This window comes from Pseudomonas sp. NBRC 111140 (assembly GCF_001320885.1).
In the GTDB taxonomy this organism is placed as follows: Bacteria; Pseudomonadota; Gammaproteobacteria; order Pseudomonadales; family Pseudomonadaceae; genus Aquipseudomonas; species Aquipseudomonas putida_P.
In genome coordinates this window covers 26,877-38,403 of sequence record NZ_BCBQ01000006.1, presented here as the reverse complement: position 1 = coordinate 38,403, position 11,527 = coordinate 26,877, and the positions used below count along the sequence as shown (strand labels likewise).

13 protein-coding genes and 2 tRNA genes are annotated in these 11,527 nt (G+C 61.7%); 8 read left to right on the top strand and 7 right to left on the bottom strand.

Annotation, left to right across the window (positions count from 1 at the left end; translation table 11 throughout):
- Positions 1-43 precede the first annotated feature (43 nt).
- Positions 44-937: a transcriptional activator NhaR gene (gene nhaR, locus APH42_RS03420; RefSeq protein ID WP_012273140.1), complete on the bottom strand. Its 894-nt coding sequence runs from the start codon at positions 935-937 to the stop codon at positions 44-46.
- A 130-nt stretch (positions 938-1,067) separates the two neighbouring features.
- On the opposite strand from nhaR, the gene APH42_RS03415 reads away from it, so the two are divergent.
- Both APH42_RS03415 and APH42_RS03410 read left to right on the top strand, forming a co-directional pair.
- Complete coding sequence (locus tag APH42_RS03415) at positions 1,068-1,307, top strand: hypothetical protein (protein WP_012273139.1); 240 nt, start codon at positions 1,068-1,070, stop codon at positions 1,305-1,307.
- A 28-nt stretch (positions 1,308-1,335) separates the two neighbouring features.
- Positions 1,336-2,088 carry a TerC family protein gene (locus tag APH42_RS03410; protein WP_060492734.1) on the top strand — a complete coding sequence of 251 codons (753 nt, stop codon included), beginning with the start codon at positions 1,336-1,338 and terminating at the stop codon, positions 2,086-2,088.
- Positions 2,089-2,157: 69 nt separating this feature from the next.
- Here APH42_RS03410 and APH42_RS03405 read toward each other — a convergent pair whose 3' ends face one another.
- Positions 2,158-2,337: a hypothetical protein gene (locus APH42_RS03405; RefSeq protein WP_012273137.1), complete on the bottom strand. Its 180-nt coding sequence runs from the start codon at positions 2,335-2,337 to the stop codon at positions 2,158-2,160.
- 166 nt (positions 2,338-2,503) lie between these two features.
- Here APH42_RS03405 and APH42_RS03400 point away from each other — a divergent pair, with 166 nt between their 5' ends.
- Positions 2,504-3,238 (top strand): peptidase C39 family protein, encoded by a 735-nt coding sequence (locus APH42_RS03400; protein WP_060492733.1) that lies wholly within the window; start codon positions 2,504-2,506, stop codon positions 3,236-3,238.
- A gap of 117 nt (positions 3,239-3,355) precedes the next feature.
- On the opposite strand, the gene APH42_RS03395 is transcribed toward APH42_RS03400, so the two are convergent.
- Entirely contained in the window at positions 3,356-4,639 is a 1,284-nt protein-coding gene (locus tag APH42_RS03395; RefSeq protein WP_012273135.1) for an FAD-binding oxidoreductase, read from the bottom strand.
- Between the two features lie 202 nt (positions 4,640-4,841).
- Between APH42_RS03395 and APH42_RS03390 the strand changes: the two genes are divergently transcribed.
- The 4 genes from APH42_RS03390 to APH42_RS03375 all read left to right on the top strand — a co-directional run bounded on the left by APH42_RS03390 (position 4,842) and on the right by APH42_RS03375 (position 6,386).
- Positions 4,842-4,918, top strand: a tRNA-Val gene (locus APH42_RS03390).
- 167 nt (positions 4,919-5,085) lie between these two features.
- Positions 5,086-5,162: transfer RNA gene (locus APH42_RS03385), tRNA-Val, on the top strand.
- Positions 5,163-5,293: 131 nt separating this feature from the next.
- A complete protein-coding gene (locus APH42_RS03380) occupies positions 5,294-5,863 on the top strand; it encodes an SPOR domain-containing protein (protein ID WP_060492732.1) in 570 nt (189 codons plus the stop codon).
- 97 nt (positions 5,864-5,960) lie between these two features.
- Entirely contained in the window at positions 5,961-6,386 is a 426-nt protein-coding gene (locus tag APH42_RS03375) for a hypothetical protein (protein ID WP_012273134.1), read from the top strand.
- Positions 6,387-6,389: 3 nt separating this feature from the next.
- Here the strand turns inward: APH42_RS03375 and APH42_RS03370 are convergent, their stop codons facing one another.
- Both APH42_RS03370 and APH42_RS03365 read right to left on the bottom strand, forming a co-directional pair.
- Positions 6,390-7,082: an endonuclease gene (locus APH42_RS03370; RefSeq protein ID WP_060492731.1), complete on the bottom strand. Its 693-nt coding sequence runs from the start codon at positions 7,080-7,082 to the stop codon at positions 6,390-6,392.
- Positions 7,083-7,088: 6 nt separating this feature from the next.
- The gene (locus APH42_RS03365; RefSeq protein ID WP_012273132.1) at positions 7,089-7,331 is read right to left on the bottom strand and encodes a DUF1654 domain-containing protein; all 243 of its coding nucleotides are present in this window, start codon (positions 7,329-7,331) and stop codon (positions 7,089-7,091) included.
- 216 nt (positions 7,332-7,547) lie between these two features.
- On the opposite strand from APH42_RS03365, the gene APH42_RS03360 reads away from it, so the two are divergent.
- Complete coding sequence (locus tag APH42_RS03360; protein WP_060492761.1) at positions 7,548-9,593, top strand: TonB-dependent receptor; 2,046 nt, start codon at positions 7,548-7,550, stop codon at positions 9,591-9,593.
- 151 nt (positions 9,594-9,744) lie between these two features.
- Here the strand turns inward: APH42_RS03360 and APH42_RS03355 are convergent, their stop codons facing one another.
- Positions 9,745-11,040, bottom strand: coding sequence for an FAD-binding oxidoreductase (locus APH42_RS03355; protein ID WP_012273130.1), 1,296 nt, complete (start codon positions 11,038-11,040; stop codon positions 9,745-9,747).
- 53 nt (positions 11,041-11,093) lie between these two features.
- Entirely contained in the window at positions 11,094-11,516 is a 423-nt protein-coding gene (locus APH42_RS03350; RefSeq protein ID WP_012273129.1) for a RidA family protein, read from the bottom strand.
- Positions 11,517-11,527: the final 11 nt, after the last annotated feature.

Sequence of the window (11,527 nt, the reverse complement as noted above, 5' to 3'; positions counted from 1 at the left end):
GGCGGACTTTACCATAGCGGCTTGTAGGGCTGCTCCGAGCACCTCACCAATGAAACAACTCCCGCCGCGCCCCCTCGGTAATCGCCACGATCCCTGGGTGCTTGACCTTGCGCTCCACCGAAATGGCATAGAACGACTCGTGTACGGCTTCGGTCTGGCCGATCAACTGCACGCCATACTGGCGGCACACCTCTTCGGCGATAACGCTGGGGGCAACGAAAATGCCGCTACCCGACTGCCCGAACGCCTGCATCAAGGCACTGTCATCGAACTCCCCCACGATCCGAGGCTGCACCTGCTGTTCGCCCAGCCACCGCAGCAGGCGGCTGCGCACCACGGTTTCCTGGCCTGGAACAAGCAGCGGCGCATCCTGCAAGCAGGCCGGAAAAGGGCCGTCCAGCCGTTGCGCCAGTGCAGGGGTGGCGAAAAAGCTCAGCCCGCATTCGCCGAGCTTCTGGCTGTAACCTTTGATGTCCAGGTGGCTGGGCATGGGGCTGTCGGAAATCACAAGGTCCAGGCGCTGGATGGCCAGGTCTGCCAGCAGCCGTTCAAGTTTGTCTTCGCGGCAGTTGATGCGCAGCACCTCGTCCAGTTCCATGGTAGGTGCCAGCAAGCGGTAGACGATGGATTTGGGGACCACGTCGGCTACCCCAACGCGGAACAGGATCTGCTCTTGGGGGCCGGCCCGCAGCAGGGCTTCCAGCTCGCCGCCGATCTGGAACATCTGCTCGGCGTACACCAGCGCCTGGCGGCCGGTTTCGGTCAGCTCAAGCTGGCGTCCGGCGCGCTGGAACAGTTCCAGGCCGTAGGTTTGCTCGAACAGGGTGATCTGCCCGCTGATGGTTTGCGGTGTGAGGTTCAGCTGTTGGCTGGCACGGGTGATGCTGCCAGTCTTGGCCACGGCCCAGAAGTAATGCAGCTGGCGATAATTGAGCACCGTTGGTCGTCCCGATTCGTAAAAACCGAAGTATACGTCATGAAAATACGAATTTTACTGAACTATCGGCGTCTCTAGAATGCACGGCATCAGGCGCCATGCGCCGCCGGAATTTTCAAGCGAGGACACCATGCTGCAACTCAAATCCATCGGCACCCCGTTGGTGCTGGCCTTGGCCCTGTTCACCCTGGCAGGTTGCGACCAGGCCGAGAAATCTGCCCAGCAGATGCTCGACCAGGCCGCGCAGTCGGCCAAGCAGGCCATCGACGATACCAACAAGGCTGCCCAGCAGGCGTTGAGCGATGCCATCGGCAGCGAAGGGCAGAAGCCCAAGGATGCCGAGAAAAAAGAACAAACCCAGGACATTTGACCCCAACCGCCGCTGCAGGATCTGAACAATGGAATATTTGCTGGAACTCGCCGCTAGCCCTACCGCCTGGGTTGCCCTGGCTACGCTGGTGGCCATGGAAGTTGTACTGGGTATCGACAACCTGATCTTCATCTCGATCCTGACCAACAAGCTGCCGGTGGAGTACCGCTCCAAGGCACGGCGTATCGGCATCAGCATGGCCTTGGTCATGCGCCTGGCCTTGCTCAGCACGGTGGCCTGGATCGTCCAGTTGACCGACCCGGTGTTCGAAGTGTTCGGCAACGCCTTCTCGTGGAAGGATGTGATCCTGATTGCCGGTGGCCTGTTCCTGCTGTGGAAGGCGACCAAGGAGATTCACGAAAGCGTCGACCCGCACGGTGCCAAGGAAGAAGCCAAGGTTGGCTCGACCGTTACCCTGGGCTTTGCTGCGGCAATCTTCCAGATCCTGCTGCTGGACATCGTCTTCTCGGTCGACAGCATCATCACCGCCGTGGGTATGACCGAGCACCTGCCGATCATGATCATTGCCGTGATCACTGCGGTGATCGTAATGATGGTGGCCGCCGACCCGCTGGCCAACTTCATCAACGACAACCCGACCGTCGTGATGCTGGCCCTGGGCTTCCTGATCATGATCGGTATGACGCTGATCGCCGAAGGGTTTGGCGCTCATGTACCGAAGGGTTATGTGTATGCCGCCATGGCGTTCTCGACGGCTATCGAGATCCTCAACATCCTGGCGCGTCGGGCGCGTTTGAAGCGTGAGGCAGCTGAAGGTTGATATAAAAGCGGGGCGCATTGCGCCCCATTCGCCGGCAAGCCCGCGAATGGGCTTTAGTAAATTTTGAGGTCAGTGCACCCCGGCATGCCGCCGCGCCCGCCTTATTGGCTGTGGCTTGGCCAGGGGCTGCGGTGGCAGGTGGTGATGTTGTGCATGACGCCGCACAATGCGCAGTACACCCCACAGCATGGCGGCTGCAACGCTTAGCCACATGCCTACCAGCATGAGAATTGCCATGGTCAGGCTCATCTGTGCCTCCATCTCTACGGCAAGCCTTCGATTGGCCAGCGCTTGCCTTCCAGACACTGCTTTAGTCTAGCCCTTCGCCTGTGACGTTCCATCGAACAAAGGTCTATCTCTGGGGCCGATTCGCTCTAAGCCGTTGTCGGACTATACCCGCGCCGCTGTCGGACCTATGATCGGTGGCCAGAGCCGGGCGCTGCCTGCCTGGCGTTGGAACAAGCGAGTGTCCATGGAGCAACATTCCGTCAAAACCGCCTACCGACGGCTGCTGGCCGCCTGTCTGATGGCTGCCACCCTGGCCGGTTGTGCCAGCGCACCGCCTGCCAACCTCAAGGGCTTGCCTCAGCGAGTGGAGATCAGCAGCGTGCCGTTCTACCGTGGCAACGCCAACCACAGCGGGGCTATGGCACTGGCGGCCGTGCTGTCGCAACAGGGGGCTCCGATCACACCGGGGCTTCTGGACAAACCGTTGAACCTGCCCCAGGGCGCCGAAGCGCTGGATACCGGTATCCCCCGCGTGGCGCGGGACTACGGCATGGTGGTATACCCGCTGGACAAACAACTGGACGCGCTGTTGACCCAAGTGGCGGCGGGCAACCCAGTGCTGCTGCGTTACGAGGAAGGTTCGGCCTGGTGGGGTGAGCCGCGTTATGCGGTGCTGATCGGTTATGACCGTTACAAGCAGCGGGTGTTGTTGCGCTCGGGCATGCACCGGCGGCAGGTGATGGCATTCGATGAGTTTGCCTCGGCGTGGGCGAAGCAGGGGAGCTGGGCGGTGCTGGTGCAGCCACCGCGACAATTGCCGGCCCAGGTGGATCGCCAGCGCTGGTTGATGGCTGCCGATGAGCTGGCCAAGGCGGGGCAGGAAGTTGCAGCGAAACAGGCGGTGAATAGCCTGAACAAATGAAATGGCCTGAACCGGCCCTATCGCCGACAAGCCTGCCCCCACAGAAATTGCACATTCGAAAATGGTGCGGTTCCTGTGGGGGCAGGCTTGCCGGCGATAGGGTCAGGCCTGTTTACATCAGAAGCCCAGACGATCGCGCAGGCTGTAGTACCAGGCACCGATGGCGCTGAACGGCACGCGCAGCATCTGGCCACCCGGGAATGGGTAGTGCGGCAGGCCGGCGAAGGCGTCGAAACGCTCCGCCTGGCCGCGCAGGGCTTCGGCCAGTACCTTGCCCGCCAGGTGGGTGTAGGTCACGCCGTGGCCCGAGCAACCCTGCGAGTAATAGATGTTGTCGCCGATACGGCCAACCTGTGGCAGGCGCGACAGGGTCAGCAGGAAGTTGCCGGTCCAGGCGTAATCGATCTTCACGTTCTTCAGCTGCGGGAAGGCCTTGAGCATCTTCGGACGGATGATCGCCTCGATGTTGGCCGGGTCACGCGCGCCGTACACCACGCCACCGCCGAAGATCAGGCGCTTGTCGCTGGTCAGGCGGTAGTAGTCGAGCAGGTAGTTGCAGTCCTCGACGCAGTAGTCCTGCGGCAGCAGGGTGCGTGCCAGTTCTTCGCCCAGCGGCTCGGTGGTGATCACCTGGGTGCCGCATGGCATGGACTTGGCGGCCAGCTCTGGCACCAGGTTGCCCAGGTAGGCGTTGCCGGCAACGATGATGAACTTGGCGCGGACTTTGCCCTGCGGGGTGTGAACGACCGGGTTGGCACCACGTTCGATGCGTACCGCCGGGGTTTGTTCATAGATGATGCCACCCAGCGACTCGACTGCAGCCGCTTCGCCCAAGGCCAGGTTCAATGGGTGGATGTGGCCGCCGCTCATGTCGAGCATGCCGCCGACGTAACTGTCACAGGCAACCACTTCGCGGATGCGCTTCTGGTCCATCAGCTCCAGCTGATTGTGGCCAAAACGTTCCCACAGGCGCTTTTGCGACTCCAGGTGGCCCATCTGCTTGCTGGTGATGGCGGCGAACACGCCACCGTCTTTCAGGTCGCACTGGATGTTGTATTTGGCCACGCGCTCACGAATGATGCGGCCGCCTTCGAAGGCCATATGGCCCAGCAGTTGCGCCTGCTTGGGGCCAACGGTGCGTTCGATGACGTCGATGTCGCGGCTATAGCTGTTGACGATCTGGCCGCCGTTGCGGCCCGACGCGCCGAAGCCGACCTTGGCCGCTTCGACGATGCTCACCTTGAAGCCGTTCTCGAGCAGGAACAGGGCGCTGGACAGGCCGGTGTAGCCGGCGCCGATGATGCATACATCGGTTTCCACCTCACCCTGCAGCGCCGGACGTGGCGGCACCGGGTTGGCCGAGGCGGCGTAGTAGGACTGGGGGTAGGGGGTGTTAGCCATGCTGCAGGAACCTCGTGTTTTATATTTTTAACGAATGTACCGATGCTATCAATAATAATAAACACCCGCTAGTCGTCTGGTGAAAATCCTTTACGGGGCGCTTGTCGGCCGTCCTTATATAAAGAGTTTAAGATTCAGTAGCTTAGCGCGAAAAAAAGTGTTGACAGGGTTTTTGGAATGCGTAGAATGCGCACCACACGACAGGCACATAGCTCAGTTGGTTAGAGCACCACCTTGACATGGTGGGGGTCGTTGGTTCGAGTCCAATTGTGCCTACCAAATCGAAGAAGGGGTGATCCGCAAGGGTCACCCCTTTTTTCATTGGGCTCGCGACCGGCCCGAGTCGCAAATAGACTCCTCGTGCACGAACCCCGAAAGTTTTTGATTTTTATCAAAAAAAAGCTTTACAGGTACGCATTCGATCACTAATATGCGCACCACACGACAGGCACATAGCTCAGTTGGTTAGAGCACCACCTTGACATGGTGGGGGTCGTTGGTTCGAGTCCAATTGTGCCTACCAAATCGAAAAAGGGCGATCAGCAATGATCGCCCTTTTTTCATTTGCGCACGAAGCAGCGTGTAACGTTTGGTCGCGGTTCGGGTATGGCCCGCCATGCTAGAATCCGCCCCTTCGAATCTGGAGGTACACGCGTGCGCAAACTGGCTGTGGTAATGGCAGTGCTCGCCCTGGCGGGCTGTGAGAACGAGGTCGAAGGCGTGCACAAGCAGGTGGCCGAACACTTGCACAACCCCAAGACTGCCAAGTTCGGCAACGTACGGATCGACACCCAGGGCACCATTTGCGGCCAGGTCCGCGGCAAGGACGATGCCGGGCAATACGAAGCCTATCGCAGCTATGTGGCGATCAAGCGCGATGGCCAGTACGACATCATCGTCGACGACACCGGCAACAACCTGCGTATCCGCGAGCTTTGCGGCGGTGCCGACCTGCAGCGACGTGCCGAAGCGCTCTCCGACCAGCCGGCGCCCCAGGGTTGGGATGTGGAAGTGGTGCAGGGCGCCAACATGGGCGCGCTGAGCGACATGACCGCACGGCTGATCGAGAAGGGCATCCCATCTTCGGTGGAGTACCGCGACGGCAAGCCGGTGGTGCTGATGGGGCCGTTCCCGACCCGCGAAGAGGCCCAGGCGCGCCGGGACGAGGTGATGGCCAAGCTGGGTACCGATTCGGTGGTCATTCAGCACGGCGCAGCACGCTAAGCCTATGCCGAAGTGTTGGCGGCCTGGCCTGTACTAGACATTGTTCACACAAGTTTGGCTATGCTTGGGTTGGGAGATGCCAGACGGGGAGGGCCTCATGTCTACACTGGAGCGGGCCATTGCCGTGGCCGCCAGGGCGCATGAAGGGCAATACGACAAGGGTGGGGCGGCTTATATCCTCCACCCGTTACGCGTGATGATGCGGGTTGCCACGCCCGAGCAACGGATTGTCGCGGTGCTTCACGATGTGATCGAAGATACCCCGCTGACCCTGTCCGACCTGGCGCGCGAGGGCTTCGCGCTGAAAATCCTTGCCGCGTTGCTGGCGCTAAGCCGCCGCGAGGGCGAGGCCTACCAGGACTTCGTGGTGCGCCTGGGCGATGACCCGCTGGCGCGCACCGTCAAGTTGGCCGACCTGGCCGACAACAGTGACCTCTCACGCATTCCCTGCCCAAGCCCCGCTGACCTGGCGCGGCTGGCCCGCTATCGGGAAGCCAGCGCCTACTTGCAGGCGCTGGTGTGAGGCTCAGCCACAGGCCTTGAGGTTGACCGGCCCGACAAACGCGTTGCCCCGCCCCATCACGCAGGCCACTCGCTGGTTGCGTTGCTGCTCCCAGGCTTGCGGCGGGTAGGTCTTGTTCCAGGCCTCGAACAGCTGGCGGTCCTGGCTGGACAACCGCAGGTTGTACTGCTGGCTCATGTAGAAGTAGGTGCGCGCGATCATGCCGCGGATCGAAGGGCGCGGCATCACCTTCTTGGCCTTGAAGTCGACCTGGGTCAGGCAACGGCCGTACTGGCCGCGTTGTTCGGGCAGCCAGCCGAAACTGAAATTGCTGCGGTCGCCGTTGACCTCGCCGATGCTGGGCACCAGGTTGTGCAGGTCAGCTTCGGCGCGCTTGTACACGTCGTCATGCTGCGAGCACTGCTTGCGCCCGCCGGCCTGCCAGCACTGGCGCTGATGGCCGATCTGCCATGCCGGTACGATGTGCTCCCATTCGATGCGCGAGGCGCGCTGGGCATTCTTGCGCGGGGCATAGCCACAGGACGCCAGGTCGACCTTGTTGCCCTTGTATTTGCAGCCGCAATAAAACTCGGTCGATTGCGGCGCATACAGCTTCCAGGCGACCTTCTTGGCCTCCTGGAAGGTACGCGGGGCGTCGGCTTGAACAAAGGGGGCGGTCAGCAGCAGGCAGGTTGCAGCGAAAAGCGAAAGTCTCATGCGTGGTCAGTCTTCCTTCGGCACGGTCCAGAAAATCTGCACGCCGCCATCGTCCCGGTGGGCGAGGGTGACGTTGTCGTTCTCGGCGATTTCCTCGAGCAGCGTCTCCCAGTCATCCGGGCTTTCCTGTTCCAGGCGGAAGATCAGCGCCGCACGGCTGCGCTGGGCGGTGGGGCTGTTGATGATCTTCTGGATGCGTACACCCAGCTGTTCATAGCTGCTCGGGGTGGCAGAGGCGGTGCTGGACACAGGGAATTCCTTATTTTGCTGTATGTGCATACAGTATTTCACTGTAAGTAAAATCGCAACAGCTTGCCAGAGGAAATCCAGCGTTAGCCCGTCATGGCGTTCGCGCTGGCGCTGCTGGTCTGGTGTAATACCGGCAATTTCCGGAAGCTGCGCATGTATCGATTTCTTTTTCGTGTTCCCTCATCTACAAGCCTGGCCCTGCTGTTTGCAGGTGGCATGAGCGCCAATAGCGTTGCCAGGGCCCATTCGCCCGATGTCGTCGTCATGGATCCGCTGGTGGTTACCGGCGCCTACGCGCCCACCAGCAGCTTTGACCTGCCGTTTTCGGTCGATACCGTTGACCTGTCCCACGGCACTGATGGCCAGCTTGGCGTCAACCTGTCGGAAGTGCTGAGCAAGGTGCCCGGCCTGGTGGTGCAGAACCGGCAGAACTATGCCCAGGACCTGCAGATTTCCTCACGGGGCTACGGTGCCCGTTCAGCGTTCGGTGTGCGCGGTATCAAGTTGCTGAGCGATGGTATTCCTGCCAGTACCCCCGACGGGCAAGGGCAGGCAGCCACGCTGAACCTGGACGTGGCCGAGCGCATCGAGGTGCTGCGTGGCCCGGCTGCGACGTTGTATGGCAGCAACGCCGGTGGCGTGATCCAGATGTTCACCCGCGACGGGCAGGGCCCGGCCCGCGTTGGCGCTGAAACCACGTTCGGCAGTGACGGCTTCAACAAGAATCACCTGTCCGCCGAGGGCGGTAACGACACCGCCGGTTTCGTGCTGGATGCCTCGCGCATGGACACCGATGGTTACCGCGACCACAGTGCAGCACGCCGCGACCAGACGTTCGCCAAGGTCAATTTCAAGCCCGACGACGACTCGCGCATGGCGCTGATCTACAGCAGCCTGGAGCAGAACGACACGCAGGACCCGCTGGGGCAGAAGTGGGATGCCTACAAGCACGACCCTCGTTCTACCGCGGTCGAGGCAGAGAAATACAACACGCGTAAAAGCATCGATCATCAACAGCTGGGCATGAACTACGAGCGCTATTTCGGTGATGCCACATTGCAGTTCAACCTGTACGCGGGGCGACGCAGTGTTGTGCAGTACCTGTCCATATCAGAAAAAGCACCTTCAAACGTGCAGCGTGGTGGCGGAGTCGTTGACTTCGACCGCGAATTCCACGGCGGCACCCTGCGCTGGATCCAGCCGGTTGTCGAGGTGCCCGGTAACCTCACGTTCACCGTCGGCGCCGATTACGACCAGAGCACGGATGACCGCCGCGGCTACCAGAACTTCAGCGGCGACCAGTTGGGCGTCAAGGGCGAACTGCGCCGCGACGAGCAGGACACGGCCACCAGCCTGGACCCCTACCTGCAGGCGCACTGGGAAATCGGCAACTGGACCAGCGAACTGGGGCTGCGCTACAGCACCATGAAAATGCGCGTCGATGACCATTACCTGGCCAACGGTGATTCGAGTGGTTCGAAGACGTACCAGCAGGCCACCCCGTCGCTGTCGGTGATGTATGCGTTCACCCCCGACCTGCGCGGCTACGCAAGCGTTGGTAAAGGTTTCGAAACCCCCACGCAGGCCGAAATGGCCTATGCGCCGGGCGAGGTCGAACGTTTCAACTTCGGGCTCAAACCTGCCACCAGCATGCAGTATGAAGTGGGTGTGAAGTATCGCCTGGGCGAACGCACGCGCTTGAATGCGGCGGTGTATGAAATTCAAACCGATGACGAAATCGTCGTTGCCAACGCTACGGCTGGCCGCACCAGTTATCGCAATGCAGGGCGCACGACAAGACGCGGTTTCGAGGCGAGCCTGCAGAGTGACCTGGGCGAGCAATGGCAGACCACGGTGGTGTACACCCGCACCGATGCGCGCTATGCCGAAGATGTCAGTTCGGCCATCGAACGTGGCAACCGGCTGCCGGGTGTGCCGCTCGACAACCTGTATGGCGAGCTGGTGTGGAAACCCGTTCCGTCGGTCAGCATGGGGGTAGAAGGGCAATACCGCAGCAAGGTGTATGTGGACGACAGCAACAACGCCAAACCGGCACCTGCGTATGCCGTATTCAACTGGCGGACGCGTTTCGAACAGCACGTTGGGCCCTGGACGTTCCATCAACTGGTGCGTTTGGACAACCTGTTCGACCGGCAGTATGTGGGGTCGGTGATCGTTGGCGACAGCAACGGGCGTTATTACGAGGCAGCGCCTGGGCGATCGTGGTATGCGGGGGCGGGGTTGGAGTACCAGTTCAGATAGCTTCGTGGCCATCTTGGGTGTCGCTCTACGCGGCGATGATGCTGGGGGCGCGAAGCGCCCCCCTCTATCTCCCTTCGGGACTGGCGCGCAGGGCACCATTGGGTAGGCTGTACACCGAGTACAGCACGTTCATCCACCCTGGCGTGTTAGTTCACGCGAAGCGCTCGAAGCGGTAAGGGCTTGGGTCAATCAGGGGTGCAGCCTGGGATACCAGGTCCGCCGCCAACTGGCCGGCAGCGGGCGAGGTGCCGAAGCCATGCCCGGAAAAACCGGTGGCCAGGGTCAGGCCTGGGATGCTGGCCACCGGGCCGATTACCGGGTTGGAGTCGGGGGTGACGTCAATCGTGCCAGCCCAGGCGCTGGCGATGCGTGCCTGTTCGAATACCGGCCAGGCCGCTTTGAGGTTGCGCATGGCCTCGTCGTTGAGTGCTGGGTTGGCGTGTGGGTCTTGTACCCTTACGCGCTCGAAAGGGGTCACATCCGTGGCTTTCCAACGCCGGGCCAGGGCCAGGTCCTTGAAGAAGTATTTGCCAAAGCTGATGCGCAAAAAGTCCCGCTGCGCACGCAGCTGGGGCAGGTAACGCTTGCCCAGCAGCAGGTGGTCGAGGGTGAGGAAAGCATCCAGTGCGCCGCGCTGGGTGATGATGTAACCGCCGTCCTTGTGCTTGCGAAACGAAAAGTCCGGTGCGCCGACGGCGATATCGGTAGGCCCGTCCATTGGCTCGGTGCGCAGCACGGAACAGGTCAGCGGCAAGGTCGGCAGGTTGATGCCCAGGTTGCCGAGGAACTTGCGCGACCATAGGCCACCGGCCAGCAATACCTGGTCGCAGCGGATTTCGCCTTGCTCGGTGACCACCCCGCTGATACGGCCGGTTGCGGTGACCAGCGTACGCACCGCGCAGTTCTCCACCACTACCGCGCCTTTGGCAATGGCCGCACCGGCGATGGCGCTGGCGGCCAGCGTCGGCTCTGCGCGGGCATCGGAGGGTGTGAAGATGCCGCCTGCCCAATCCGCCCGACCACCCGGCACTTTCTGGGCGATTTCACGCGCGCTCAGCAGGCGCGAATCAAGGCCCAGCGCCTCGACACTTTTAAGCCAGCCTTCATGCATGCCCATCTGCGTGTCGTTGCGGCCGATGAACATGATGCCCGCCTGGCGATAGCCAACGTCGCTGCCTACGCGCGCTGGCATCTCGGCCCACAGCCGGTCGGCCGCCAGTGCCAGGGGGATGTCGTGGGCGTGACGGTTGGTCTTGCGCACCCAGCCCAGGTTGCGCGACGACTGCTCGCCAGCGATGCGCCCCTTTTCCAGCACCACCACCGGTATGTTGCGCTCGGCGAGCGTCAGTGCGGCAGTCAGGCCGATGATGCCGCCACCGATGATTACCACAGTCGTGGCGGCGGGGTGGCGGGTGCTGGTTTGCACGGGGGCGATCGTGGGAGACATGGCTTTACTCATTGTGGTTCGGGCAGAGGAGTGCTCAGCGGCAGCCAGCGGTTTTACTGGCCAAGGCGGATCAGGGTCACTTGCGCTTGCCCCGCACCGCGGTAGGCAGTGACTTCCAGCTCGACCTTGTACACGGTGGAGCCCAACGGCGGGCAGGTGACCGTGGTGGCCGGGTCGATGCCGCGGAACTTCTGGCCGATCACGTCCATGACCTGCGGCACATCGGCCGGGTCCTGAATGAATACCCGCGAATTGATGACGTCGGCCAGGCTGGCATCGACCGCGGCCAAGGCGGTTTCGATATTGGCGAACACCTGGTGGGTCTGTTCGATCACGTCCTCCGGGATCAGCTGGGTCTGCGGGTTGCGCCCGGCGGTGTTGGAAACGTGAATCCAGTTGTCCACCGCCACCAGGCGGGAGTAGCTGGCCATGTCTTCGAATTTGGAGCCGGTTTTCAGTTTGGTGATCTGTGTCATGGGTTTTGCCT